General features: G+C 65.0%; 22 protein-coding genes and 1 pseudogene. 10 read left to right on the top strand and 13 right to left on the bottom strand.

Annotated elements, in window-relative coordinates; translation table 11 throughout:
* The first annotated feature begins 52 nt into the window (after nt 1-52).
* Nucleotides 53-556 carry an Lrp/AsnC family transcriptional regulator gene (locus tag QFZ91_RS03090; RefSeq protein ID WP_429495718.1) on the top strand — a complete coding sequence of 168 codons (504 nt, stop codon included), beginning with the start codon at nt 53-55 and terminating at the stop codon, nt 554-556.
* A 35-nt stretch (nt 557-591) separates the two neighbouring features.
* Here the strand turns inward: QFZ91_RS03090 and QFZ91_RS03085 are convergent, their stop codons facing one another.
* The 11 genes from QFZ91_RS03085 to QFZ91_RS03035 form a co-directional block, all read right to left on the bottom strand.
* Complete coding sequence (locus QFZ91_RS03085; protein WP_429566205.1) at nt 592-996, bottom strand: helix-turn-helix domain-containing protein; 405 nt, start codon at nt 994-996, stop codon at nt 592-594.
* An 11-nt stretch (nt 997-1007) separates the two neighbouring features.
* Nucleotides 1008-2180 carry an NAD(P)/FAD-dependent oxidoreductase gene (locus QFZ91_RS03080; RefSeq protein ID WP_429566204.1) on the bottom strand — a complete coding sequence of 391 codons (1173 nt, stop codon included), beginning with the start codon at nt 2178-2180 and terminating at the stop codon, nt 1008-1010.
* Nucleotides 2177-3553 (bottom strand): FAD-dependent oxidoreductase, encoded by a 1377-nt coding sequence (locus QFZ91_RS03075; protein ID WP_429566203.1) that lies wholly within the window; start codon nt 3551-3553, stop codon nt 2177-2179. Before QFZ91_RS03075 ends, QFZ91_RS03080 begins: the two co-directional genes overlap by 4 nt.
* Nucleotides 3532-3843: a (2Fe-2S)-binding protein gene (locus QFZ91_RS03070; RefSeq protein ID WP_176381850.1), complete on the bottom strand. Its 312-nt coding sequence runs from the start codon at nt 3841-3843 to the stop codon at nt 3532-3534. The genes QFZ91_RS03075 and QFZ91_RS03070 overlap by 22 nt, the downstream gene beginning before the upstream one ends.
* Nucleotides 3840-4616 carry an amino acid ABC transporter ATP-binding protein gene (locus QFZ91_RS03065; RefSeq protein WP_429566202.1) on the bottom strand — a complete coding sequence of 259 codons (777 nt, stop codon included), beginning with the start codon at nt 4614-4616 and terminating at the stop codon, nt 3840-3842. The genes QFZ91_RS03070 and QFZ91_RS03065 overlap by 4 nt, the downstream gene beginning before the upstream one ends.
* Before the next feature lie 18 nt (nt 4617-4634).
* Entirely contained in the window at nt 4635-5291 is a 657-nt protein-coding gene (locus QFZ91_RS03060; protein ID WP_129958560.1) for an amino acid ABC transporter permease, read from the bottom strand.
* Between the two features lie 114 nt (nt 5292-5405).
* Nucleotides 5406-6218, bottom strand: a complete 813-nt coding sequence (locus QFZ91_RS03055) for an ABC transporter substrate-binding protein (protein ID WP_429566201.1) — start codon at nt 6216-6218, stop codon at nt 5406-5408.
* Nucleotides 6219-6295: 77 nt separating this feature from the next.
* Nucleotides 6296-7573: an NAD(P)/FAD-dependent oxidoreductase gene (locus QFZ91_RS03050; RefSeq protein WP_429566200.1), complete on the bottom strand. Its 1278-nt coding sequence runs from the start codon at nt 7571-7573 to the stop codon at nt 6296-6298.
* Between the two features lie 79 nt (nt 7574-7652).
* Nucleotides 7653-8321 (bottom strand): haloacid dehalogenase type II, encoded by a 669-nt coding sequence (locus QFZ91_RS03045; RefSeq protein WP_176381843.1) that lies wholly within the window; start codon nt 8319-8321, stop codon nt 7653-7655.
* A gap of 106 nt (nt 8322-8427) precedes the next feature.
* Nucleotides 8428-9921: an aldehyde dehydrogenase family protein gene (locus QFZ91_RS03040; protein WP_429566199.1), complete on the bottom strand. Its 1494-nt coding sequence runs from the start codon at nt 9919-9921 to the stop codon at nt 8428-8430.
* Between the two features lie 459 nt (nt 9922-10380).
* A complete protein-coding gene (locus QFZ91_RS03035; RefSeq protein ID WP_429566198.1) occupies nt 10381-10995 on the bottom strand; it encodes a cupin domain-containing protein in 615 nt (204 codons plus the stop codon).
* 290 nt (nt 10996-11285) lie between these two features.
* Here QFZ91_RS03035 and QFZ91_RS03030 point away from each other — a divergent pair, with 290 nt between their 5' ends.
* The 9 genes from QFZ91_RS03030 (at nt 11286) to QFZ91_RS02990 (ending at nt 22721) form a co-directional block, all read left to right on the top strand.
* Nucleotides 11286-12167 (top strand): GNAT family N-acetyltransferase, encoded by an 882-nt coding sequence (locus QFZ91_RS03030; RefSeq protein ID WP_311733574.1) that lies wholly within the window; start codon nt 11286-11288, stop codon nt 12165-12167.
* A gap of 6 nt (nt 12168-12173) precedes the next feature.
* Nucleotides 12174-13097, top strand: a complete 924-nt coding sequence (locus QFZ91_RS03025) for a 2-hydroxyacid dehydrogenase (RefSeq protein WP_429566197.1) — start codon at nt 12174-12176, stop codon at nt 13095-13097.
* A 94-nt stretch (nt 13098-13191) separates the two neighbouring features.
* The gene (locus tag QFZ91_RS03020; protein ID WP_429566196.1) at nt 13192-14286 is read left to right on the top strand and encodes a tartrate dehydrogenase; all 1095 of its coding nucleotides are present in this window, start codon (nt 13192-13194) and stop codon (nt 14284-14286) included.
* An 89-nt stretch (nt 14287-14375) separates the two neighbouring features.
* The gene (locus tag QFZ91_RS03015) at nt 14376-15854 is read left to right on the top strand and encodes an NAD-dependent succinate-semialdehyde dehydrogenase (RefSeq protein ID WP_429566195.1); all 1479 of its coding nucleotides are present in this window, start codon (nt 14376-14378) and stop codon (nt 15852-15854) included.
* A 2-nt stretch (nt 15855-15856) separates the two neighbouring features.
* Nucleotides 15857-16849: a M14 family metallopeptidase gene (locus tag QFZ91_RS03010; protein ID WP_429566194.1), complete on the top strand. Its 993-nt coding sequence runs from the start codon at nt 15857-15859 to the stop codon at nt 16847-16849.
* Entirely contained in the window at nt 16846-17190 is a 345-nt protein-coding gene (locus QFZ91_RS03005) for a cupin domain-containing protein (RefSeq protein WP_018435672.1), read from the top strand. The genes QFZ91_RS03010 and QFZ91_RS03005 overlap by 4 nt, the downstream gene beginning before the upstream one ends.
* Before the next feature lie 55 nt (nt 17191-17245).
* Nucleotides 17246-18574 carry an NAD(P)/FAD-dependent oxidoreductase gene (locus tag QFZ91_RS03000; protein ID WP_429566193.1) on the top strand — a complete coding sequence of 443 codons (1329 nt, stop codon included), beginning with the start codon at nt 17246-17248 and terminating at the stop codon, nt 18572-18574.
* A gap of 68 nt (nt 18575-18642) precedes the next feature.
* On the top strand, nt 18643-20682 hold the full coding sequence (locus QFZ91_RS02995) for a hydantoinase/oxoprolinase family protein (protein WP_429566192.1): 2040 nt from the start codon (nt 18643-18645) through the stop codon (nt 20680-20682).
* A gap of 29 nt (nt 20683-20711) precedes the next feature.
* A complete protein-coding gene (locus QFZ91_RS02990) occupies nt 20712-22721 on the top strand; it encodes a hydantoinase B/oxoprolinase family protein (RefSeq protein ID WP_429566191.1) in 2010 nt (669 codons plus the stop codon).
* A 58-nt stretch (nt 22722-22779) separates the two neighbouring features.
* On the opposite strand, the pseudogene QFZ91_RS02985 reads toward QFZ91_RS02990, so the two are convergent.
* A pseudogene (locus QFZ91_RS02985) lies at nt 22780-23398 on the bottom strand (LysE family translocator).
* A gap of 442 nt (nt 23399-23840) precedes the next feature.
* Nucleotides 23841-25466 (bottom strand): methyl-accepting chemotaxis protein, encoded by a 1626-nt coding sequence (locus QFZ91_RS02980; RefSeq protein ID WP_429566190.1) that lies wholly within the window; start codon nt 25464-25466, stop codon nt 23841-23843.
* Nucleotides 25467-25513: the final 47 nt, after the last annotated feature.

Raw genomic sequence — 25513 nt, 5'->3', positions numbered from 1 at the left:
TGGCGTTGCGCCATGCAGCGAAAAGCAGAACCTTCGACGGGCAGACCGATACATGACGACAAGCGGCGACACGAAGCTGGACCGGATCGACCTGCGTATTCTTTCGCAACTGCAGAAAAAAGGCCGCATCACGAACGTCGAGCTTGCTGACGCCGTGGGGCTCTCGCCGAGCCCCTGTCTGATCCGCGTGAAACGGCTCGAAAAGGCCGGCTATATCGTCGGCTACGGCGCACACATCCAGCTGCAGAAACTCGGCGACGTGCAGATCGTGTTCACCGAGGTCACACTTGCCGACCATCGCCGCGAGGACTTCGCCAAGTTCGAGGCGGCGATCCGCCCCGTGGAGGAGATCATCGAATGCCATCTGGCGAGCGGCGGATACGATTATCTGCTGAAGTTCGTCACGCGCAGCGTCAACCACTATCAGAGTGTGATCGAAGGACTGTTGGAGCGCGACATCGGCATCGAGAAGTATTTCAGCTACGTGATCATCAAGACGCCATTCGTGAAATCCGAATACCCGCTGGAAACACTGTTCTCGCAACGGCATCCATGAAGCGGTCGCGGGCCCGGTGAGCCTTCACGTCGCAATCAGCCGTTGGTGCTCAGCCACTCCCCCGGCGTTCTGCCAAGCACGCGCTTGAAATGCCGGCATAGATGGCTCTGATCGAAGAAGCCCACCTCGGCCGCCACGATCGACGGCGGCATGCCTCGCCGCAGCAGGCGTTGCGCATGCCGCACCCGCACCAGCCTCACGTATTGCTGCGGCGACACGCCAATCTCCGCGCTGAAGCGCACCGCAAACCTCGAAATGCTCAGCTCTGCGACGGCGGCCAGGTCGGATAGGCTGATCGGCTCGGCGAAACATGCATCGATGAAGTTGACCGCGCGCTCGACGGCGCGGCTCACTCGATCCGGCACGCGTGCCGCATGACGGTTCGTGCACGCGAGATCGGGCGCGGATGATGACGACGAGGTTCGGCTCGGGCTCAGCATCGACGCTCCGCTCACGCAACGCGCGACGTGACAGGAGCCGCCGGCGAAGCACCCCGGCTGGCCGCGAAGCGGCGGATGTCGAACGGCTCGAGCGGCGTGCTGGTCGCGCCCGTGTCGATCAGTTCGGCCATCGTGTCGCCGACGCCCGGCCCCAGCTGGAACCCCGCGCCGCAAAAACCGAACGCATAGAACAGGCCGCTCGTCGTGCCGCTCGCGCCCATGATCGGCCGGTCGTCGGGCATATAGCCTTCGACGCCGCTCCATACCCGGATGATGTTCAGCCTGCGCAGCATCGGCGCGACCCGCTGCAATTGCCTGAACTGCAGCAACGTGCTTTGCGGCAGGACTTTCGCGCGGCGTTCGTCGAGATACGCTGGCGCACGCGCGCAACCGCCGATCACGATATTGCCGCGCGCGACCTGGCGGAAGTACACGACCTCCTCGATCTGCGGCGACGACACGCCGACCACCGGCTGGATCACATACGGAACGGGTTCGGTCACAGCCATTTGCGGGCCGTTGACGGCGATCGGCACCGCTTCGCCAAACTGCTCCGAGAGCAGATTGCCCCACGCGCCCGCGGTGATCAGCAGCACCGGGGCATGGAAGGTACGGCCGTCGGCGCTCGTCGCGCGAAACTCGGCGCCCTCTTTTTCCACTGTCACGACATCGCAGTTTTCGACGATCTGCGCGCCGAGCCGCGCCGCCGCGCGAGCAAACGCGGGCGCCGCGAGCCGCGGATTCGCGTGCCCGTCCATTTGCGAGTACGAGCCCGCCAGCACCTCGGCACCGAGAAACGGAAACCGTGCGCGCAGCGCGTCGCCGCGCAGCAGATCGAGCTTGAGACCGTAGTGCGCGGCCTCCTTCGCATAGGTTTCGAACTGGTCGGCCTGCTCTTCGCGATAACAGACGCGCACATGGCCGGACATCAAAAACTCGGCGTCGTGCTGGATCAGTTGGGGCAGACGCCCCCAGATTTCGCGCGAACGGTTCGCAAGCGGCAGTTGCGGCAGAAAGCGCCCTTGCCGGCGCACGTTGCCGAAGTTGGTACCGCTCGCCTGCTGACCAACGAGCTGGCGCTCGAGCAGGATCACCGAGCGGCCCCGTTGCCTCAGAAAAAATGCGGCGGAAGCACCCATGAACCCGCCGCCCACGATCAGCACATCGGCCTGTGCGCGGTTCATTCGGTATCCTCCACGGTTGCGATGGCCAGCGGCTTCACGGGTGCCTGCCCGCGAAGCCTGCCAACCTGCTCGAGCGGCACGTGCGCGGCCGCCGCGATCACCTCGGCGCCCGCATGGCCGCAGTAGCGTCCCTGGCAGCGCCCCATGCCGACGCGGCTGAACGCTTTGGCGCGGTTCGCTTCCTGCGCGCCTTCGTCGCGCACCACGCGGCGCAGTTCGCCCGCGGTGATGCCTTCGCACCGGCAAACGATCGTATCGTCGGACAGCCGGGCGGCCTGCCCGGCAGGCCACGCAAACGCTTCAGCGAGACCGAGCCGGAAGCGCTCCATTTTGCGCTGTTCGCGCGTCAACGTGGCGAGCGTCGCGGCCGGCACCGCACGCCCGAGATCGCTCAACGCAGCGTAGGCCGCGAGCCGTCCGGCGATCTCCGCGCCATCCGCGCCGAGCACGCGCGCACCGTCACCGGCGATATAGACGCCCTTTTCGGTAGCACGGCCGAGTTCATCGATTTGCGGCACCCATTGCCGCGTCGGCGCATCGAAACGGAACGCGCAGCGCGCAAGGTCGGCCAGCTGAGTTTCCGGGCGCAGGTGATAGCCGAGACCCACCGCGTCGCAATCGATCTGCGCAACCTTGCCACGCGCATCGCGAAAGCGTACGCCAAGCACGCCGTCGTCCGGCGTGCCGAGAATTTCGAGCGGCTCGATGCCGTTTTCGACCCGCACGCCCGAGCGCTTCAGCGCCGCCACGAGCGCGCGGCCCTTGCGCAATACATCGACGCGCGCCAGCAATTTGGGCAGCGCACGCAGCCGCGCACCGGTCGTCGACGTGTCGAGTACTGCCGCTACCTTGGCGCCCGCCTGCACATACTGGTTCGCGACCAGATACAGCAGTGGGCCGGTCCCGATGAATACGACCTGGCGGCCAATCGCGCAGGCCTGCGACTTCAGCGCGATCTGCGCGGCACCGAGGCTGTAGGTCCCGGCGAACTGCCAGCCTTTGACCGGCATCAGCCGGTCGGTCGCGCCGGGGCACAGGATCAGCGCGTCGTAGCCCAACGCGCTCGCGTGTCCTTCATGCACGATATGCAGCTTGCCTTGCGCGACGTTCCATGCGAGCGTCTGAGGACGGTAATCGATCTGCGGGCGCAGTCGCTCGAAGCTGCGATGCAGGTCCTCCGCGCGCGCAGCTTCGGTGCCGTACAGCTTCGCGTACGGCCGCGTGAAGCCGTCGGGCTGGCGCCGGTAGATCTGCCCGCCATCGCGCCGGCCTTCATCGACGACGATCGGGCGGACGCCGGCTGCCAGCAATAGTTCCGCGCAGCGCACACCCGCGGGCCCGGCGCCGACGATTACGATGCGAGGTTCGCCCATTGGCCCTCCGGTTGCGTCGTGACGACGCGCATGCCTGCTTCGACCACGGTGGTGCAGGCGCGCAGCCTCTCGCCGTCCGCGGTCCATACCCAGCAATCCTGGCACGCGCCCATCAGGCAAAAGCCGGCGCGCTTTTCAGCACCGAATTCGGACTGCCGCACATGCCGCACCGAGCACAGCATCGCGGTGAGCAACGTGTCGCCGGCCAGCGCTTCGACGGTGTCACCGTCGATCGTCAGCTCCACTTTGGCGCGAGCCGTCTCGCCCAAGCGTACGAATCTGCCGTTCATGCCGCGGCTCCCGCCATGCCGTCCGGCGAAACGTGAATGTCGCTGCGATTGCTCAGCACGTGGCGCAGGAATTCGCGGGTACGCGCCTCGCGCGGCGAACCCAGCACCTGCTGCGCGGTGCCCTCCTCGATGATGAGTCCCGCGTGTAGAAAGCACACCCGGTCTGCCACTTCACGCGCAAAGCCCATTTCATGCGTGACGACCAGCATCGTCATGCCTTCGCGCGCAAGGGTGCGCATCACGCCCAGTACTTCGCCGACCAGTTCGGGATCGAGCGCCGAGGTCGGCTCGTCGAACAGGATCGCCTTCGGCTTCATCGCGAGCGAACGGGCAATCGCCACCCGTTGCTGCTGCCCTCCCGAAAGCTGATGAGGATAGGCGTGCAGCTTGTGGCCGAGCCCGACCTTGTCGAGCAGTTCGGACGCTTCGCGTTGCGCTTGCGCACGCGCAAGGCGTTTGACGTGCACGGGCCCTTCCATCACGTTCTCGAGCGCGGTGCGGTGCGGAAACAGATTGAAGCGCTGAAACACCATGCCGACCTGGGTGCGCAACTGGTTGATGTTGCGCGCGCGCTGCTCGACGCGCTCGCCGAGCAGGCGGATTTCGCCTTCGTCGTAGGACTCCAGCGCGTTAATGCAGCGCAGCAGGGTTGATTTTCCCGAGCCCGACGCACCGATCAGGCAGACCACTTCGCCCTGGTTCACGTTGAGGGAAATGCCCTTGAGAACAGGTACGGAGCCAAAACTCTTGTGCACATTCGTGATTTCGATCATTGCATCCTCACTTCCCACTTACCTGGCCCTGTGCCGACCGAATCGTCGTTCCAGATTGCGGGTCATGCTCATCAGCGGCAGGCTCATCGCCAGGTAGCCGAGCGCGACGAGTGTGTACACCGTCAGATTCTGAAACGTCGACGACGCGATCAACTGGCCTTCGCGAGTCATTTCGGCGACCGTGATCGTCGATGCAAGCGATGAGTCCTTCAGCATCATCACGAGCGTGTTGCTGTACGGTGGCAGCGCGACCTTGATCGCCTGCGGCAGGATCACCCGTACCATCGTCTTCACGCGACCCATGCCGATCGACTGCGCGGCTTCGTACTGGCCTGGATCGACCGCCTCGATACCCGCGCGGAAGATTTCCGCGACGTAGGTCGAGTAACCGAAACCCAGCCCGATGATGCTGGCCTGCAACGCCGACACCTGGATGTGGATATCCGGCAGCACGAAGTAGATGTAGAACAGCAGCACGATCATCGGCAGACCGCGCACGACGTTGATCATCGCGCTCACACCGCGTACCACGTGCGGATAGCGCGACATCTTCAACAGCGCCCAGGTCAGGCCGAGCACGGTGCTCAACAGCAGACAACCCAGCGTGATGATGATGCTCATCATCGCGCCTTGCAGCAGAATCGGTACAAAGTCGGCTATGTCTTGCCAGCGCATGTCGTGCCTTCCATTGCTGTTTGCATTCGTTCAGTCCGCCGCTCAGCTGGGCGGCGAACTTCGCAGGGCGGGTCCCGCATCGTGGCGGGCCCGCCTCTTGTCACGAGAAGCGAATCAGCCGGTGAGGTGCCACTTCTTCAGGATCGTGTCGAGCGTGCCGTCGGCCTTCATCTTCGTCAGCGCGTCGTTGATCTTCGCCATCAGCGCGCTGTTGCCCTTCTTCACCGCGATCGCGATGTCGAACTTTTCCATCGGCACATAGGCATCTTCGACCCGCGTTCCCGCCATTGCGCCCGCCGCCTCCTGGGCCTTCAGGATCGGATAGTCGTTGAAGCCCGCGACGATGCGGCCAAGCGCGACGTCACGCGTCATGTCGGCCGGGCTGTCGTACATCTTCACTTCGGTGAAGATCCCGAGCTTCTTCAACTGATCGCCATAGTCGGTGCCGGTCGGCGCACCGACCGTCATGCCCTTCATGTCCTGCACCGAGCGATAGACGGCCTTGTTGCTCTCCTTCACGATGATGCCTTCGCCGAACGCCGTAACCGGCTGCGAGAAATCGACCACTTCGGCGCGCTTCGGCGTCGGCGTCATGCCGGCCACGATGATGTCGATCTTGCCCGATACCACCGACTGGATCAGCGCCGAGAACGGCACCGCGTCGTACGACACATTAAAGCCCTCGCGCTTGCCGATCTCCTTCACGACGTCCGGCATCAGACCTTCGATCTTCTGGGTCTTCACGTTCATGAACGTAGTCGGCGCGCTCGACGGCGGCGAGCCTGCCGTCAGCGTCGCCCCTTCGGCCGCGTGGGCGGCGTGGGCGGCGCCGAACATCATCGTCATCGCGAGGCCCGCGCCAGCGGCAAAGCGCTGCACGGTGTTGAAACGAACGGCGGAAGCAGGCTGGAACATGAAACGCAACATGGGGATTTCCTTTGGGAATATTGATTTTCAATCTGCGCGCTGCCCTGGCATCTCACAGTAGCGATCAGTCGATCCGTTCAATGCAGTACATCCTGCAACCTGTAATACGCGCCGACCAGCGGCAGAAACCACGCGCGTCCGAAGTGTCCTGGAATCGCGGGCCATTCGAGCGTTCGCCACGGATTGCGCGCGGCGGCGCCGAACATCACGTCGGCCATCAGTCGACCCATGTGCACGGACATCTGCACACCGTGGCCGCTGTAGCCCATTGAATAAAACAGTCCTTCATGCTGCCCCGCGCGCGGCAGGCGGTCGGCCGTCATATCGACGAGGCCGCCCCAGCAGTAATCGATGCGCACATCGGCCAGTTGCGGGAAATATCGGGCGAGCCCGTCACGCAGAATCCGCCCGCTCTTTTCGTCCGAACGCGGGTTCGACATCGCAAAGCGCGCGCGGCCGCCGAACAGCAAACGCTCGTCGGGCGTGGCCCGAAAATAATTGCCGATGTTCAGCGTCGTCACATATGAGCGGCGGGTCGGCAACAACGCATCGAGGCGGTCCTTGCCGAGCGGCTCGGTCGCGACGATGAAGCTGCCGACCGGTGCGATGCGGCGCCGGAACCATTGCAGCGGACCGACCTGCGACGCGCCCGTGGCGATCAGCACGCGCCCGGCGCGGACCGTGCCGAGCGGACACTGCACGTCGAACGCGTTGCCGCCGAGCGGCTTCAGGTCCGTCACCGGCGCGTTCTCGTAGATCTGCGCGCCGCGGCGTGCCGCCGCCGTGCCAAGACCCACGCCGAATTTGCCCATGTGCATCTGCATGCCATTGCGCTGCACGAGCCCGCCGAAAAAGCTGTCAGACGCGATCTCCTTGTGAATCTGCTCGGGCGGCACCAGTTCGACATCGGGATCGACTTCGCGCCGCAACACCTCGCAGGACTTCGCAAGCGACGCGAAATGCTGCGGCTTAGCCGCGAGCTTGATCTTCCCGGAGTGGCGCGGATCGCAATCGATTCTCTCTTCCGCGATGATCGATTTCACCGTCTCGACGGCGCCCGCATACGCGCGATAGAACTCCGCCGCGCGCTCGCTGCCGATGCGCGCGGACAACGCGGCGTAGTCCTGCGCGACGCCCGTATTGCAATGGCCGCCGTTACGGCCCGATGCCTGCGCTGCGAGCCGGCCCGCCTCGAACACGATCACCGACTTGCCGCGTTTGGCCAGTTCCAACGCTGCCGACAGTCCGGTGAAGCCGCCGCCGACCACGGCCACGTCCACCCGCTGCGGCAGTGGACCCTGGGCGCCTCCGGTAAACCGTGGCGCGGTGTCGAGCCAGTAGGAGTCGAGCTTCATCGTGATGCATTCCTGTCGGTTGGGTGCGCCGCTCACTGGCGCACGGGAAGCGATGTCACCAAAGGGCCGAAGCAGTGGATCAGAGACCGAGCAGCGATGCCAGTTGCGGAATCCCCGACACTTCGTTGACGCCGTAGTACGGATTCAGCGGCTCGTGATTACGGTTGACGAACGCCTTGTGCTTGATGCCCATGTCGTACGCGGTCATCAGGTCATAGCGGAAGCTCGACGACACGTGCAGCACGTCTTCGGGATTGCAGTCCAGTTGCGAGAACATGTACTCGAAGGCTTTCTGCAGCGGCTTGTACGCCTGCGCCTGCTGCGCGGTGTAGACCTTGTGGAACGGCGCGCCGAGCTTGTCGACGTTGCTGTGGATCTGGTCGTTCGACGCGTTCGAAAGGATCACCAGCTTGTACTTTTTGGCCAGTCGCGACAGCCCCTCGGGCACGTCCGCGTGCGGGCCCCAAGTCGGCACGGCTTCGTAGATTTTCTGCGCGGTCGCTTCGTCGAAGGGCACGCCGGTGCGTTCGCAGGTGCGGCGCACCGAGTTCACGACCACGTCGCGGTAGGGTTTCCATGCGCCCAATACTTCGTCGAGGCGGTAGCCACGGAAGAATTCGACGAACTCGTCCATCTTCGCCTTGTCCAGCTTGTCGCCGTAAAGCTGCCGCGCGGTCTGGCCCATCTGGAAGTTGGTCAGCGTGCCATAGCAGTCGAAAGTGATGTACTTCGGTTCGAAATCGATCATGGTCAACATCCTGTCGTCGTGGCGAACCTGTTCGCAGGCTCGGGGTTCAGTTGCGGGTTGAATCGATGCGGTTGCTGGTTGCGTAAAGCCGGTGTAGCGCGATTGTTCACAACGTTTCGAAATCGATCAGCACACTCTTGTGCCGCATGCTGGCCACCATTGCCTCGCGGCCGAGATCCTTGCCGATACCGGATTGGCCGAAGCCGCCGGTCGGAATGATCATGTCGCCGCTGCGGCCGTAGCGGTTGATCCAGATCGTGCCCGCCGCGATGCGGCGCATCGCCCGCAGCGCCTGGCCGATGTCGCTGCTATGGACACCCGCCGCGAGACCGTAGATCGGATGCGCGGCGAGCGCGATGCCCTCTTCCTCGTCTTTGAATGTCTGTACCGTCAACACCGGGCCGAACAACTCCTCGCGCACGGCGGGTGTCTCCGCAGTCACATTGGCGATCAGTGTGGGGCGGTGGAAATAGCCTTCTCCGGTGCCTTCGAAAAAGCCGCCGCCAAAGATCACTTGCGCGCCGCCCTCGCGGCTCTGCTCGACCAGCGCTTCGATGCGCCGCGCCTGGGGCGCACTGATGATCGGCGAATAAGCGGTGCGGCTGTCCCACAGCGGACCAGGCTTGATCGGCTGCAGTTGCCGTTCAATCGCGGCGATCAGCGGCTCGGCGATGCGCTCGTGCACGATCAGCCGCGTACCGGCCACGCAGGCCTGGCCGCCGTTGGCCGTAAAGCCGCGGGCGACGCAGCGCGCCGTATGTTCGAGATCCCGCACGTGCTCGAACACCAGTTGCGGGCTCTTGCCGCCGAGTTCCAGCGTGACGGGCTTGGTGCCGTGCATCGCGGCGTCGCTCATGATCGCGGCGCCCGTGCGGGTCGAACCCGTGAAGCTCATCTTCGAGATGCCCGGGTGACGCGTCAGCGCGGCGCCCGCTGTCGCGCCACGGCCGTTCACTACGTTGAAGATGCCGGGCGGCATGCCGGCTTCGATCGCGAGTTCCGCAATTCGCAGGGTCGAGTAAGGCGTCATTTCCGACGGCTTCATCACGACCGCGTTGCCCGCCGCGAGCGCGGGGCCGCACTTCCATGAACACATCGACAGCGGGAAATTCCATGGCGTGATCGCACCGATCACGCCGTACGGCTCCGATGCAATGAAGCCGAGACTGTCGCGGCGCGTCGCCGCGATATCGCCACCGAGCTTGTCGGCCAGCTCCGCGAAAAAGCGGATCGCCTCGGCGGTGAACGGCACGTCGGACGCGTAGCTTTCCGCCACCGGGCGCGTCGAGCTGACCGTCTCGAGTTGGGCGAGGCCCACCGCATCGCGATCGATCAGCTCGGCCCAGCGGCTCAGCACCTTCGCGCGTTCACGCGGAGAACGCGTGCCCCAGCCGCTCGTCTTCCATGCAGCAAGCGCATTGCTCACTGCGTAATCGACGGTCGCGTCCGACGCATCCGGCACATGGCCGAGCAGAGCGCCATCCGAGGGCCGGTGAACGGCGATCTGCGCCTCGTCCGCCGAATAGTACGCACCGCCAATGAAATGCCCCTGCGGCAACGGAACGGCTGAAGGATCGAAATCGAGTGACGGAGTGGACATGCCTGGCCTGATCAGTAGGTTCAAGTGTGTGGTGCGGCGTGCGTCAACGCACTGATGATTCCGGCACCACCCGGCACTGCTGTTCGCCATCGCGACCACCGAATGAACGAACATCGGATGAAGTTCATTTTAATGAACATCAAATGAAATACTAGTGGTCAAAAATAAACTTTGTGAAAAGTTCGTTGTGCGCTGCGATAGGTTGCCTGCCGCGCAGAAGGCGCTGCGGCGCCGGCGCACACGAGCGACAGGCCGACGCTACCGCGGCGGGCGAGTAAGGCCATGCGTCACGGCCACCCGTTCGTGCAACGCAAAACCGAAAAGGACAACAGGGAACGAAAGGCGTCCACGTCAGCCGAGGTCCAGGTGAACCGGACGCGACGCATCGGAACGATCGGAGGAAACAGAGGAAGGACAGAGCCGCGCGCCACACGGCACGCGGCTCGAACTACGGACGGATCAAAGATGAATGACGGGCGGCTGCGTATTCATGATCCAAAGCAACCGCGCGGTCTTCTTGCTTTCGTTGCGCACACTGTGCGGCACCGTGCTCTTGAACTGGAAGCTGTCGCCCGCGCGCAGTTCGGAGCGCCGGTCGCCGACGTTCAGCACGACAGTGCCTTCCAGCACCAGCCCCGCCTTCTCGCCGATGCCGACCAGCACTTCCTCCGAACCGGAACCGGCCGGCAGCATGATGATCATCATCTGCAAATCGTGATCGCCGTGCGGCGACAACAATTCTTTCTGCATGCCGTTCGTGCCGACTTCGAACAGCGGCCGCTCGGCCGCCTTGCGCACGAAATCGCCGGTGACCGGGTCCGAGACCGCGTCGTCTTCTTCGAGCAGCGCGGTGAGCGGAACCTCCAACGCCTGGCGCAGGCGTTCGAGAATCCGCACCGACGGATTGGCCTTGTTGCGCTCGACCTGGCTGACCGTGCCTACCGATACGCCCGCGCGCATCGCCAGCTCGTTGATCGACAGCCCCTGCGCGACGCGCAGCGCGCGCAGACGAGTGCCGACGTCGCCGTGACCCGGGTCGGCCGCGCGCTTCCTGCTGATCTGTGTTCGCTGCATGGGTTTCCTGTCGATGACGTTGCGATTGTTGTGTTGGACACGCGCCGTGGCATGCGAAGAAGCTTTGGCCGCTTCACCACACCGAACGGTCGTGCAATTTCCATCATTATATTGAATATAGCACCATCGCAGTGAACGACAAAATACCTGCGCGGTTGCGCTGCGCGTGACTGGCCGACGCGAATCGAGCCCGACCACGCGCGCGTCCCAATAACAAAAAGATCGTCCTATGAAGCGGGCGCTGGGAATGCGAAAGTCTAGGCTGACCATGCCGCCAGCAGGAGTTTGCAGTGTCCAAAATAGTGAAGAAATCGCCAGGCTACCGCCGTTTCACCTCCGACGACATCGCGGCCGCGCATCGCCTTTCCGTTGCGGTGCGTTGGCCGCACCGCGCCGAGGACTGGCGCTTCATGTACGACGCCGGATGCGGCTTCGTCGCCGAAGACAACGGCACCGTGATCGGCACCGCGCTGTGCTGGAAATTCGGCGCCGACCGGGGCACGCTGGGCCTCGTGATCGTGTCGCCGGACGAACAGGGACGCGGCATCGGCCGCAAGCTGATGGAACTGGTGCTCGAAGAACTCGGCAACCGCGTGACCTTCCTGCATGCAACGGTCGCCGGCAAGCCGCTTTACGAAAAGCTGGGTTTCGTCGCCTGCGGCGCACTCACCCAGCATCAGGGAACGCCCGGCAGCGTGGCCGCCGTCGCGCCGCCGCCCGGCGAGCATCTGCGCGCGGCGACGCCCGCGGACACGCCCCGCCTGATCGAAATCGCGTCGCGTGCGAGCGGCCTCGAGCGCAGCGCGACGATCCCGTCGCTGCTCGAATTCTCGCAAGCCGTGGTGCTCGAACGCGACGGCGAAGTGCTCGGTTTCTCGCTGTTCCGCCCGTTCGGACGCGGCTACTCGATCGGGCCGGTCGTCGCGCAACGCTCCGCCGACGATCTGCGCGCCCGCTCACTGATCTCGTACTGGCTCGCGCAGCATGCCGGCGATTTCGTGCGGATCGACGTGCCGGGTGACGCCGGCATCAACGACTGGCTGACGAGCCTCGGCCTGACGCGCGTCGATTCGGTCGAAAAGATGGTGCGCAACGCTTCGGCCGACGCGCGCGAGGCGGCCCCCGACCCGACATGGCGCGCGTACGGCATCATCAATCAGGCGATGGCATAAACGGCGATGACGGTTCTCTACAAGGCCGATCCGGTGCGTGGCGCGTTATGGGCCGAGCGCTTCGCGCAGCTCGCACCCGAGATCCAGTTCCGCGTCTGGCCGGACCTCGGTGATCGCGCGGCCGTGCGCTATCTGGTCGCGTGGCAGCCGGGCGACCTCGCGCTCACGCTGCCGAATCTCGAAGTCGTGTTCTCGGTCGGCGCGGGCGTCGATCAGTTGGACCTGTCGCAGATTCCAGCGCATCTGCCGGTGGTGCGCATGCTCGAACCGGGCATCGTCGAAGGGATGGTCGAGTATGTGACCGAGGCGGTGCTGGCGATTCACCGCGATCTGTTCGACTACGCGTTGCAACAGCAGGCGCGCGCCTGGCAGCCGTTGCCGCTCTGCGCCGCCGCGTCGCGCCGCATCGGTGTGCTCGGCCTCGGCATGCTCGGCACCGCGGTACTCGAGCGTTTGCGGCTGTTCGGCTTTGCCTGCGCGGGCTGGAGCCGCTCGCAGCACGACATCGAAGGTGTCGCCTGCTACGCGGGCGAGGCCGGGCTCGATGCGATGCTGGCCCGCACCGACGTGCTGATCTGCCTGCTGCCGCTGACGGACGCGACGCGCGGGCTGCTGTGCCGTCGGGTATTCGACAGGCTGCCACGAGGCGCGTCGCTGGTGCACGTTGGGCGCGGAGCGCAACTCGTCAGCGGCGATCTGCTCGATGCGCTGCAAAGCGGGCAGATTCACAGCGCGGTGCTCGACGTCACCGACCCCGAGCCGCTGCCCGCGGACCATCCGCTGTGGACCCAGCCGCGCGTGCGCATCACGCCGCATATCGCGAGCGCGACGCGGCCCGAATCCGCTGTCGATGCGGTGCTGGAAAACCTGCGTCTGCATCGCGCCGGTGAGCGCATGAACGGCCTGATCGACCGGACTCGCGGCTACTGATACCGATGCACGGCCCGACACGAGAACGCACCCCCAATTGGCGATCCGCGCGGTGCCGGCAGACGGCGCGCGATCAACGCAAGGAGAGACCCGTATGACCCGCAAATACCGCATTGCCGTCATTCCCGGCGACGGCATCGGCACCGAAGTGATGCCCGAAGGCCTGCGCGTGCTGGACGCCGCCTGCCAGCGCTTCGACATCGGCATCGACTACCGCCATATCGAATGGGCGTCGTGCGACTACTACGCGCAATATGGCCAGATGATGCCCGAGGACTGGAAGCAGCAGTTGCAGGACTGCGATGCGATTCTGTTCGGCGCGGTCGGCTGGCCCGACAAGGTGCCCGACCATATTTCGCTGTGGGGGTCGCTGCTGAAGTTCCGCCGCGAATTCGACCAGTACGTGAACCTGCGCCCCGCTCGCCTGTTCGACGGCGTGCCCAGCCCGCTCGCCCACCGCAAGCCCGGCGATATCGACTTCATGATCGTGCGCGAGAACACCGAAGGCGAGTATTCGTCGGTGGGCGGCACGATGTTCGAGGGCACCGAGCGCGAAGTCGTGATGCAGCAGTCGATCTTCACGCGCCACGGCACCGAGCGCGTGATGAAGTTCGCGTTCGAGCTGGCGCAGCGCCGCGCGAAGAAGATCACGGTTGCGACGAAGAGCAACGGTATCGCGATCAGCATGCCGTGGTGGGATGCGCGCGCCGATGAAATGGCCGCGCGCTACCCCGACGTGAAAATGGACCGGCAGCACATCGACATTCTGTGCGCGCGCTTCGTGCTGAACCCCGACCGTTTCGACGTGGTGGTCGCGTCGAATTTGTTCGGCGACATCCTCTCCGACCTCGGTCCGGCGTGCACCGGAACGATCGGCATTGCGCCGTCAGGCAACCTGAACCCCGACCGGCGCTTTCCATCGCTGTTCGAGCCGGTCCACGGTTCGGCGCCCGACATCGCCGGCAAGGGCATCGCCAATCCGGTCGCGATGATCTGGTCGGCCGCGATGATGCTCGACTTTCTCGGCAACGGCGCGGGCGTCGAGCGCGATGCGCATGACTCGATCGTCGCCGCGATCACGCAGGTGCTGAAGGACGGCCCGCGCACGGGCGACCTGGGCGGCAGCGCATCGACCACGGAAGTCGGCGCGGCGATCGCGGCGCACGTCGCCAGCGCGAGCCGTCGATAGGCACCGATCACTGACAGCGCAAACGGCCTGACTGCCCGGCGCGTGTCGGGCGCTGCGCCGTCGCACGCCAACCGCACTGGAGACCCCAGATGAGCACGAATCTCGAACAACAGGCCCGCGCGCTGATCCGCACGGACAACTTCATCAACGGCGAGTGGGTCGCGGCCGCGAGCGGCCGCCGCTTCACGGTCACCGATCCGGCAACCGGCAAGCTGATCGCCGAGGTGGCCGACAGCGGTCCCAGCGACGCGCGCGCCGCCACCGACGCCGCCGCCAAGGCGCTGCCCGCATGGCGTGCAAGGCTCGCGAGCGAGCGCGCGGCCGTGCTGCACCGCTGGCACGCGCTGATCGTCGCGAATCGCGACGCGCTCGGCGCGCTGATTTCGCTCGAACAGGGCAAGCCGCTCGCCGAAGGGCGCGGCGAGGTCAACTATGGCGCGTCGTACGTCGCGTGGTTCGCCGACGAAGCCACCCGCATCTACGGCGATCTGATTCCACAGCAGCAGCGTGGCAAACGCATGAGTGCGATCAAGGAACCGATCGGCATCGTCGCCGCGATCACGCCGTGGAATTTTCCGCTCGCGATGATCGCGCGCAAGATCGCGCCGGCGCTCGCGGCAGGCTGCACGGTCGTCGCGAAGCCCGCTGAAGACACGCCGCTCACCGCCATCGCGCTGGTGATGCTGGCGCACGAGGCGGGCGTGCCAGCCGGCGTGCTCAACCTGATCTCGGCCTCGCGCGCCGGCGCGGCGGAGACGGTCGGCGAATGGCTCGCCGACAGCCGCGTGCGCAAGATCACGTTCACCGGATCGACGCCCGTCGGCAAGCACCTCGCGCGTGAATCGGCTGGCACGCTGAAGAAGCTTTCTCTGGAACTCGGCGGCAATGCGCCCTTCATCGTATTCGACGACGCCGACCTCGATGCCGCGGCCAGTGGCCTGCTCGCCGCGAAGTTCCGCAATGGCGGGCAGACCTGCGTGTGTCCGAACCGCGTGTACGTGCAGCGCGGCGTCTACGAGCATTTCTCCGCGCTGCTGTGCGCGAAGGTGGCCGAGCTGCGGGTCGGCCCCGCGAGCGATCCCGCTTCGCAGATCGGCCCGATGATCAACGAACGGGCCGTGGACAAGATCGCGCGTCATGTCGATGACGCGCTCGCGAATGGCGCGCTCGTGCTGACCGGCGGACGGCGGCTCACCGAACTGGGACCGCACTACTACGCGCCCACGGTGCTGGGCAACGCCACGGCGTCGATGGCGTTGTGCGGCGAGGAAACCTTCGGCCCTGTCGTGCCGCTGTTCCCGTTCGACAGCGAGCAGGAAGCGGTGCAGGCCGCCAACGACACGCCGTTCGGGCTCGCGTCGTATTTCTATAGCGAGAGCATGCGCCGTATCGAGCGCGTGTCGCGCGCGCTGGAAGCGGGTATCGTCGGCATCAACGAAGGCGCGCTCGCCTCGGAGGCGGCGCCGTTCGGCGGCGTGAAGGAATCCGGCTATGGTCGCGAAGGATCGAAGTACGGACTGGATGACTATCTGTCGATCAAGTATCTGTGTCAGGGAGGACTGGAGTAAACATGCAAGCCTATCCGATCGAAGTCGAATTCCCGGACATCTCGGCGCACGCCGACGGCAACACCGGCATCGCATACGTGCACACGTTCGACTCCGGCCAACCCGGGCCGCACGTGATGATCAACGCGCTCACGCACGGCAACGAAGTGTGCGGCGCGATCACCGTCGACGCGTTGTTGCGCGGCGGGCTGCGGCCGCGCCGCGGCAAGCTCACGCTGTCGTTCGCGAACGTCGCCGCCTACGCGAGCTTCGATCCGGCAACGCCCGACAAGGCCCGCTTCGTCGATCAGGACTTCAATCGCGTATGGACCGCCGCGAAACTCGACGACGTTGCAGCGCGCTCGTCCGAACTCGATCGTGCGCGCGCGATGCGGCCGGTGATCGACACGGTCGACCTGCTGCTCGATCTGCATTCGATGCATGAAAAAAGCGCGCCGCTGATCGTCGCGGGCCCGCTGCGCAAAGGCGCGGAACTGGCCGAGCGGCTCGGCGCGCCCGCCACCGTGATCCAGGACGAAGGCCACCCCGAAGGCCGCCGGATGCGCGACTACGAAGGCTTCGGCGACGACGCGAGCGCGAAGAACGCGCTGCTGATCGAATGCGGTCAGCATTGGGAAGCCAGCGCAGTGACGGTCGCGCGCGACAGCACCGCGCGTTTTCTGTTGCTCTCGGGCATCGTCGACGCGGCGGATCTGCCGTCCGGCTGGATCAGGCCGCTGCCCGACGAAATGCGCATCGTCCGCGTGACCGAACCGGTCGTTGCAAAGAGCATGGACTTCCGCTTCGCGGGGCCCTACACCGGGCTGGAAACGTTCGAGCACGCCGGCACCGTGATCGCCTGGTCCGATGGCCAGCCGGTCGCGACGCCGTACGACGACTGCATGCTCGTGATGCCGTCGCTGCGCCAGTTGCGCGCCGGCGTCACCGTGGCCCGGCTAGGCCGGATCGAACGCCGTATCGACCTGCGCTCACGCCAACAGGAACAAACCACATGAAAGTCCAGCAGATCAGGCAAGCGGCGGAAGTCACCGCCCTCGAGGATTGGGGAACCGCCGGCCTGCCCGGCACCGAGCCGTCACGCGTAGCGGGACGCCAGTACGTGATTCCGGGTCATGACGCGGTCGACACCGGGCTGTTCGAGTGCTCGCCCGGCACCTACAGGCGCTCGGTCAAGCAGGCGGAGGTCATGCATTTCATCAAGGGCAGCGGCACCTTCACACCCGACGGAGAAGACACGATCCGCTTCGCCGCCGGCGACACGCTGTTCTTCGAAGCCAACACCGAAGGGCTTTGGAACATCGACGAAACGCTGCGCAAGATCTACGTGATCTTTTGACTGCGGCCACACGCACCCGGTAATCGCCGCTCACATCCATCATGGTGGCTCGAACATGCTAAGAATCGACGAAGTTTCGAATAGCGACGGATTCCCCGCTCGCTGTGACGTCGCGGTGATCGGCGGCGGCATTATCGGCGCCAGCACCGCTTACGAGCTTGCGCGGCGCGGCGTATCGGTCGTGCTGCTCGAGAAAGGCATCATTGGCGCCGAACAATCGGGACGCAACTGGGGTTGGGTGCGTCAGCAGAACCGCGATCTGCACGAGTTGCCGCTCGCGATGCAAAGCCTCGCGCGCTGGAGCGAGTTGAGCGACGAACTCGGCGAAGACATTAGCTTCAGGCGAGCCGGCATCCTGTACGGAAGCGAGCAGTCCGCGGACGTCGCGCAATGGGAAACATGGCTCGGCCGGGCCCGTGCGCTCGGCTTCGATAGTCAGTTGCTGTCGGCTCGCGAGCTGGCGGCGCGCGTTCCCAATGGTCAGGCGAAGTGGGCAGGCGGCGTGTGGTCGCATTCCGATGGACGCGCGGAGCCGTCGAAAGCGGCGCCCGCCATTGCAAGAGGCGCGCAACGGCTCGGCGCGCGTGTGCATCAGACCTGCGCGGTTCGCGGACTCGATATCAGCGCGGGCCGTGTCTCCGGTGTATGGACCGAGCGCGGCCTGATCGGCACGAGCAGCGTCGTGCTGGCCGGCGGCGCGTGGAGTGCCCTCTTCTGCCGGCGTCATGGCATCGATCTGCCGGCGGTCAACGTGATCGGCACCGCGCTGCGCACGGCCGAAGCGCCGGCCGTGATAGACGGGTGCTTCTCCGGCCCGAACTTCGCGATGAGGCGGCGGCTCGACGGCGGCTATACGATCGCGGTCCCCGGCTACGGACGCATGGAAATCGCGCCGCAGAACCTGCGGCACGCGGTCAAGTTTCGCAAGATGTTCCGCAGCAAACTCAACAAGAAGCTCAAGTTCCGGATCGCGCAACCGTTCTTCGGCGGCCCCGAAGGGAGTGCCGACTGGCGTAACGACGACATCTCGCCGTTCGAGCTAACGCGGGTTCTGAATCCTGTGCCCGATGCCGAGTGGCCGACCCGTGCGCTGGAAAACGTCGCGACGGTATTTCCCGAGCTGTCGGGATTGCGTGTCGCGCATGCTTGGGCCGGCGCGATCGACACGACGCCCGATCTGGTGCCGGTGATGTCGCGTGTGGACAGCACGCCCGGCCTCGTGATCGCGTCCGGGTTCAGCGGTCATGGCTTCGGGTTGGGACCGGGAGCCGGCATGCTGGTTAGCCGCATCGTGACCAATGACGCAACCGGGATCGATATTCAGCCGTACCGGTTGACGCGCTTTAGCGATGGAACCCGGCTGGCGAGTCCCGAGATGATGTGACGACCCGCGCTGCGCGTCGGGTGGACGCAGACGCGAATGGTCTGCGAGGCTTACCTAAAGGGACGGCAATGGGCTTGAGAATTGGAGTGGATATCGGCGGATCGTTTACGGACTTCGCCGTGCTGGACGACGAGACGCGCACCACGCGCACGTTGAAAGTGTTCTCGCGGCCGGATTCGCCGGGCAGCGAAGTGATCGACGGCATGCAAGGCCTGAAAGCGCGCTTTGGCATCGATCCGCACGAAGTCGTGTACTTCACGCACGGCACGACGGTCGGCGTGAACTCGGTCGTGCAACGCAAGGGCTTGCGCCTCGCGCTGATCACGACGCGCCATTTCGAGGACGTGCTGGATATCGCGCGCCTGAAGATCCCCGACATGTACAACCTGATGTCGCGGCGCCCCGAACCGCTCATCACGCGCGATCGCGTATTTGGCGTCGATGGCCGCATGCGCCCCGACGGCACCGAGGAAGCGCCCATCGACGCAGCGAGCGTGCTCGCCGCGCTCGAAGCGCTGCAGGCGGCGCATTGCGAAGGCGTCGTGATTTCGCTGCTGCATTCTTATCGCAATCCCGCGCATGAGCAGCAGGTCAAAGCGATCATCGAGAAAGCGGCGCCCGGGTTTTTCGTATCGTGTTCGCACGAAGTGTGGCCGATCATCCGCGAATACGAACGCACGGTCACCGCGACGATCGGCGGCTACGTGCAGCCGCGCGTGTCGCAATACCTGACGCGCTTGCAGGCCGCACTTGCCGAAAGCGGCGTCGGCGCGGACCTGAAAGTGACGAAGTCGAATGGCGGCGTGATGAGCGCCGAGCACGGCAAGAGCAATTGCGTGCAGATGATCCTGTCGGGCACCGCCGCGGGCGTGATCGGCGCGTCGTATCTGGCCGGCATGTGCAAGATCAAGGACTGCATGAGCCTCGACATCGGCGGCACGACGGCCGACGTCGCGCTGATCGTCGATGGCAAACCGCAGTACGCGACCGGCGAGTACATCGGCGACTTCCAGATTCATATCCCGTCGGTGTCGGTTTCGTCGATCGGCGATGGCGGCGGCTCGATCGCATGGGTCGACGATTTCGGCGTATTGAAGGTCGGTCCGGAAAGCGCCGGCTCGAACCCGGGTCCGGTCTGCTATGGCCGCGGCGGCACACGCCCGACCATCACCGACGCGTTCGCGGTGATCGGCGTGCTGGGCCGTGCGTCGCTCGGCTATAACGCGGTGCAGGTCGACGTCGAAGCGAGCCGCCGCGCGATCGAACCGCTCGCGCAACGGCTCGGCCTCGACGTGCATCGAACGGCGGCCGCGATCATCGACGTCGCGGTGTCCGGCATGTACGGCGGCGTGAGCCGTATCGTGTCGCGCTTCGGCATCGATCCGCGCGCATTCTCGCTGATGCCGTTCGGCGGCGCGGGCCCGATGCTCGGCGGCTTCCTTGCGCGCGCTCTGAACATGCGCCATCTGATCGTGCCGACCACGCCGGGCGTGCTGAGCGCGCTGGGCGGCCTGATCGCCGATACGAAGAACGACTTCGTGCGCACCACCTACTATCCGCTCGACACCGCTTCGCTCGACAAACTCGCCGGCGACCTCGCGACGCTCGAAGCGCAGGCGCGCGAGTGGATCATCAACGAAACGGGCTCCGATGCAGGCGCGGAAATGCTCGTCTCGGCCGAGATGCGCTACCGCGGCCAGTCGTTCGAAGTCGACACACCGCTCGATCCGCAAGCCATTCGCAACGGCGACATCGCGACGATCGGCTCCGCGTTTCACCGCGAGCATCATCGGCTGTATGGCCACAGCGACGCGAGTTCGCCCGTGCAGGTCGTGGCGCTGCGCCTCGTGATCAGCCTGCCGACACCGAAGCCCGAGATGCCGAAGATCGCGCTCGGCGAAGGCGCGCCGCGCGTCGAGGCGCTGATCGATGTGTATCTGGACGGCGCCTGGCGCAAGGTGCCGCTGTACCACCGCTCGGTGCTGCTCGCCGGTCATCGCTTTCACGGCCCCGCGATCATCGCGCAGGACGACACGACGACCTGCGTGCTGCCGGGCTTCGAAGCCGTCGTCGACGAATACGGCAACCTGCTGCTGTCGGCTCAGTGAAGCGCCAGTGATATCCGAAGGACTAGACCATGACATTCAATCGATCCGTTCTACAGATCTTCGCCAATTACTGCGTCGCGGCCGCGGAAAGCATGGCCCACACACTGATGCGCACCGCGCACTCGGCTTTCGTCAAGGAAACCGAAGATTTCTCCTGCACGATCATGACGCCCGCGGGGCTCACGTTCGCGTCGCCTAAAACGCTCGGCGCGACCTGGTATCCGGGCCTCGACTTCGGCTCGGTGATCGAGGCGATCGATCACTACGAGCCGGGCGACATCGGCATGACCAACGACGCGTACAGCGGTTACGTCGCCACGCACACTCCCGACGTGATGATGTGGAAGCCGGTGTTCTACAACGGCGAGATCGTCTGCTACGTCGGCGGGCACATCCACAACACCGACATGGGTGGCGCGGTGCCCGCGTCGCTGTCGCGCACGCTGACCGAGATCTATCAGGAAGGCATTCGCTGGGCGCCGACCAGGATCGTGCGCGCGGGCGTGCTCGACGAGACGCTCCTCGACCATATGGCGATCAACGTCCGCGCCGCCGAGCAGAATCGCGGCGACCTGAAGGCGCAAATCGCGATGCTGATGACCGGCGAGCGGCGTGTGCTCGAAATCATCGAACGCTTCGGCATCGACGATTTCAAGGCCGGCATGCACGCGATGATCGACTACTCGGAAGAGCAGGCGCGGGCGATCGTCGCCGGCATGCCGGATGGCGAATACTTCTTCGCCGAGTACGCCGACGAGGATGCGGTCAACGGCAAGCCGCTGCGCGTCGCGCTGAATCTGAAAGTGCAAGGGGAATCGCTGGTGCTCGATTTCACCGGCAGCGACCCGCAGCTCAATTCGTCGCTGAACATGCCGACCGGTGGCAAGGAGCGGCACGTGCTCGCGCTCGTCGGGCTCAATTACGTGCTGTATTCGCTGCACCCGGATCTGCTGCTCAATGCGGGCATGCTGAAGGTCGCGCGCTGTGTGCTGCCGGAAGGCACGATCATGAACTGCCTACCGCCCGCGGCGGTCGGCATGCGCAGTCTGACCTGCAAGGTCGCGCAGAACGTCACGTTCGGCGCGTTCTCGATGGTCTGTCCGGACCGGCTGCCCGCGTGCCCGGCCGGCGGCATGTCGATTCTGAACGTGCGCACCCTCGATAGCGACGGACGCACCGTGATCGCGGCAATCGGTCCGGTCGGCGGCGGCGCGGGCGGCATGATCAACGGCGATGGCTCGGACGCGTCAGGCGCCAACGTCGCGTTCCTGCGCAACACGCCGGTCGAGATCAACGAAGCCGAGGTGCCCATCCGCATCCTGAAGTACGGCATGGTGCCGGGCAGCGCGGGCGCGGGACGCTATCGCGGCGGACTCGGCACCGTGATGGAGTTCCGCGTGTTCTCGCCGGGCACGCTGGTGACCGCGCGCAATCGCGACCGCTCACGCTTCGCGTCGTGGGGCGTGCTCGGCGGCAAGGCGGGATCGACGTCGCGCTTCACGCGCAACCCGGGCACCGTGCAGGAAGAGAACCTTGGCGTGACCGATCTGGTCGTGTGCGACCCAGGCGACGTGATCCGCCTGGAAGGCTGCGGCGGCGGCGGTTATGGCAACCCGTACGAGCGCGATCCGCGGATGGTCGCGACCGACGTGACGCGCGGCTATCTGAGCGAAGCGGATGCGCTGGCGCTCTACGGCGTCGTACTGCGCGCGGGCGAACTAGATATGGAAGCGACCGCTGCGCGGCGCACCGAACTCCAGGCGAACGCGCCGCGCACGCCGGCCGCGCACTTCGATTACGGCGCGGCGCGCACCGCCTATGAAGCGCGCTGGACGCGCGAGCGCTACGCGGTGTTTACGGAAATCCTGGCCGGTGTGCCGGTTGTGTGGCGGCACTTCCTGAAGCACAAGATCTTCGACGCGTTCGATGCATGGGAAGCCGACGGCCGTCTTGATCCAGGCGGGCAGTCGATCAGCGACATCTTCCGCGAGGTCGCGGGCAATTATCCGCAATTGCTCGAAGCGCAGCGAGCCGCATAGCAGGGACGCTCGCCCACACGCAAAGCGGCCGTTCAGATGGGCTGCGCCGGGCACTTTGTCAACGAAATGCCTGCCGGATTCCCAGCGCAATCATGAGCCCTCCACAGGTGAGGTCGATCCATGCCTTCGCGCGACGATACGCCGTCGCGATCACCGTGTGCGATAGAACGAGCGCGACTGCTCCGTACCAGCACGTCGCTGATGCACCGACAGTAGCAAGCATCGCGAAGAACGTCGGCATGGAAACGTGGGTGGGCACCGCTGAGGAAAAGACCGCCGCATAAAAGGCGATGGACTTCGGGTTCGCGATATTTGTCGCGATACCTTGCAGGAACGCGGCACGAAACAGAGGCGCCTTCGTTGGGTGACGCGCTCCCGAGGGGGTTGCCCGTGCCGACACAACGAGCCGCAGCCCGAACCAGATCAGATAGGCCGCGCCAGCAAGCCTAACGCCGACAGCGAGCCACGGGAAAATAGCGAACACCATTCCGATACCAAGGGATGGCACAAGTCGCCCAGAACAGATTCACCATCACGATCCCGGCGACAAGCGCGAGCGCATCGGAGCGTCTGCCGGCGACCGCCTTGTGAGTGACTGCGACGAAGTTCGGCCCGGGTATGACGACAGCCGCCGCATACAGGGAAAAGACGATCGCGATAGCAGACCAATCAACCATTGGTAGCCTCAGTGAAATGTGGTTTTACAAAACGTGGAGTTGCTTCATCGGCTTGTATTCTGAGGCAATTCACGAATGCCCGCTGTGGGCTGAAAGCGGGCTCGTCGCATATCAACACACTGCCGCCGTACTGGATTGCGTTTCCCGGCCTCGGGCATTGACAGGCAAGCGCCGAGGTTGGCTGTGCTCGTCATCACTGCGTTCGATGCGGGACATCGCCGGGGAACGGATACGGTGCGTGAGGGCCCGGCCATTCTGGCGCGGGCGGCCCGCTCAACGCATTGCAACCACTTAAGCCAAAGAGAACCATGCCGGCAAGCAAACCGGTCGCAATGCGGCGCAGCATCGCTCGAGTGTCCATGTTGCACCTCCACGCACGTCACTGTCGTGCAGTTGGATCTTCAATTACCGCACAGGTTGCGCTGCGATAGCGTGCGCATCGTCATGCGCACGCGGGCGAAAGTGCGGCAACCCGCTCCGGCCGCTTCCCGCTTGGCTCGCCGGAAGACACGAGCGGCTCGCTCATCCGGAACACCGCGACCGCGCCGTCGAGCGCGGCCGCCTGCTCCTCGAGCGATGCCGCGGCAGCCGCAGCCTGCTCGACGAGCGCGGCATTCTGCTGAGTCGCCTTGTCCATGTGCGTGACCGCGCGGCTGATCTGGTCGATGCCCCGTGACTGTTCTTCCGAAGCCACGCTGATTTCGCTCACGATACGGGTCACGTTGCGCGCAGCACCAACGATCTCCGACATGGTCGCGCCGGCGCGTATCGCCAGTTCGGACCCATTCTCGACCTTCGCCACCGAACTGACGATCAGTTCCCTGATCTCTTTCGCCGCGGCCGCCGAGCGCTGCGCCAACGCACGCACTTCACCCGCCACCACGGCGAATCCTCGTCCTTCGTCGCCGGCTCGCGCGGCTTCCACGGCGGCATTTAGTGCAAGTATGTTGGTCTGAAAGGCGATACCTTCGATCGCGCCGATAATGTCGACGATCCGGTTCGAGCCCGACGACATGTCGGCGATCAGGTCGATCACCTGATCGACCACTTCGCCGCCACGTGCCGCGGTTCGCGACGCGTTTTCAGCGAGCGTATTGGCCTCGCGCGCGTTGTCGGCGTTCTGTCTGACCGTCGCCGTCAATTCCTCCATGCTCGCGGCCGTCTCCTCCAGCGTCGCCGCCTGCTGTTCGGTGCGCGCCGACAGATCGGCATTGCCGCTCGCGATCTCTCGCACACCCTGTGCGATTGCCGCCGTGCCGAAACGAACCTGACTGACCGCGGCAACGAGACTCTGCTGCATGCGGGCCAGCGCGGCCATCAGGCGCCCCATTTCGTTGGCGTGCACGCCGCCGGTCTGTCCCGTGAGGTCGCCGGCCGCGATTCGTTCGAAGTGCTCGATTACCGCGTCGATAGGTCGAAGAATCGCTGCTTTCACCATGAAGCGCGTGCAGACGCCAAGCACCAGGGCGACCAGCCCGATTGCGGCGAACACCCAGCACAGTAAACGAAAGTGCTGTTGGGCCGAGGTAAAGCGGGCTTCCTCGTGCCTCATCTGGAAGTTTTCGAGCGCAGATTCGGCATGCTTATAGTCGCTGAACACCGCATCGGGCGCCTGCCGTTCCGTGCTCCGGAAGGTGATGAAATCGTTCTGGTCGAGCGCCGTGACTTCAGGTAGAAGCACCTGTTTCAGCAACTGCTCGCGCTTTGCGCGCAGCGTGTCGGTCAGCGCCTTCTCGTCGTCGTCCGACGCAGGCTGCGCGAAATAGGCCGCCAGTTCGCGATCGCTGTCCGCAAGCCCGGCATGGACGCGAGCGAGCACCGCATCAGTGGGCTTTCCCTGTGCCACGAGCGTTTCGTAGGCGCCGAGATCGACGCGCACGTTCAGAAGCGCCTCGCCGCTCGCGGCGAGGTGGCGCATCGCAACGGTCTGTTCGGTGTACATCTTCTCGAGCGCCTCGTTCGTGGTCTTCAAACCGGCGACGGATATCGCGATCACGAACATCAACGCGGCTGTGTAGCCGGCGATGGTCACGGTAAGCGCGGTTCTGATAGACGTATTGCTGAACATGCCTCTCCCTCGCCTGCTGAAACGAAAAAGCGGCCGCGGAAAAGTCC

The sequence above is a fragment of the Paraburkholderia sp. JPY419 genome, from assembly GCF_050435705.1.
Lineage (GTDB): Bacteria > Pseudomonadota > Gammaproteobacteria > Burkholderiales > Burkholderiaceae > Paraburkholderia > Paraburkholderia youngii.
The sequence above is the reverse complement of the archived record's forward strand: the minus strand, read 5'-3'. Positions and strand labels throughout refer to the sequence as shown.

Bases quoted from the DNA above. Each gene is read 5' to 3' on its own strand.
- QFZ91_RS03090 (WP_429495718.1), top strand. From the start codon at position 53: ATGACGACAAGCGGCGACACGAAGCTGGACCGGATCGACCTGCGTATT.
- QFZ91_RS03085 (WP_429566205.1), bottom strand. From the start codon at position 996: ATGCTGAGCCCGAGCCGAACCTCGTCGTCATCATCCGCGCCCGATCTC.
- QFZ91_RS03080 (WP_429566204.1), bottom strand. From the start codon at position 2,180: ATGAACCGCGCACAGGCCGATGTGCTGATCGTGGGCGGCGGGTTCATG.
- QFZ91_RS03075 (WP_429566203.1), bottom strand. From the start codon at position 3,553: ATGGGCGAACCTCGCATCGTAATCGTCGGCGCCGGGCCCGCGGGTGTG.
- QFZ91_RS03070 (WP_176381850.1), bottom strand. From the start codon at position 3,843: ATGAACGGCAGATTCGTACGCTTGGGCGAGACGGCTCGCGCCAAAGTG.
- QFZ91_RS03065 (WP_429566202.1), bottom strand. From the start codon at position 4,616: ATGATCGAAATCACGAATGTGCACAAGAGTTTTGGCTCCGTACCTGTT.
- QFZ91_RS03060 (WP_129958560.1), bottom strand. From the start codon at position 5,291: ATGCGCTGGCAAGACATAGCCGACTTTGTACCGATTCTGCTGCAAGGC.
- QFZ91_RS03055 (WP_429566201.1), bottom strand. From the start codon at position 6,218: ATGTTGCGTTTCATGTTCCAGCCTGCTTCCGCCGTTCGTTTCAACACC.
- QFZ91_RS03050 (WP_429566200.1), bottom strand. From the start codon at position 7,573: ATGAAGCTCGACTCCTACTGGCTCGACACCGCGCCACGGTTTACCGGA.
- QFZ91_RS03045 (WP_176381843.1), bottom strand. From the start codon at position 8,321: ATGATCGATTTCGAACCGAAGTACATCACTTTCGACTGCTATGGCACG.
- QFZ91_RS03040 (WP_429566199.1), bottom strand. From the start codon at position 9,921: ATGTCCACTCCGTCACTCGATTTCGATCCTTCAGCCGTTCCGTTGCCG.
- QFZ91_RS03035 (WP_429566198.1), bottom strand. From the start codon at position 10,995: ATGCAGCGAACACAGATCAGCAGGAAGCGCGCGGCCGACCCGGGTCAC.
- QFZ91_RS03025 (WP_429566197.1), top strand. From the start codon at position 12,174: ATGACGGTTCTCTACAAGGCCGATCCGGTGCGTGGCGCGTTATGGGCC.
- QFZ91_RS03020 (WP_429566196.1), top strand. From the start codon at position 13,192: ATGACCCGCAAATACCGCATTGCCGTCATTCCCGGCGACGGCATCGGC.
- QFZ91_RS03015 (WP_429566195.1), top strand. From the start codon at position 14,376: ATGAGCACGAATCTCGAACAACAGGCCCGCGCGCTGATCCGCACGGAC.
- QFZ91_RS03010 (WP_429566194.1), top strand. From the start codon at position 15,857: ATGCAAGCCTATCCGATCGAAGTCGAATTCCCGGACATCTCGGCGCAC.
- QFZ91_RS03005 (WP_018435672.1), top strand. From the start codon at position 16,846: ATGAAAGTCCAGCAGATCAGGCAAGCGGCGGAAGTCACCGCCCTCGAG.
- QFZ91_RS03000 (WP_429566193.1), top strand. From the start codon at position 17,246: ATGCTAAGAATCGACGAAGTTTCGAATAGCGACGGATTCCCCGCTCGC.
- QFZ91_RS02995 (WP_429566192.1), top strand. From the start codon at position 18,643: ATGGGCTTGAGAATTGGAGTGGATATCGGCGGATCGTTTACGGACTTC.
- QFZ91_RS02990 (WP_429566191.1), top strand. From the start codon at position 20,712: ATGACATTCAATCGATCCGTTCTACAGATCTTCGCCAATTACTGCGTC.
- QFZ91_RS02980 (WP_429566190.1), bottom strand. From the start codon at position 25,466: ATGTTCAGCAATACGTCTATCAGAACCGCGCTTACCGTGACCATCGCC.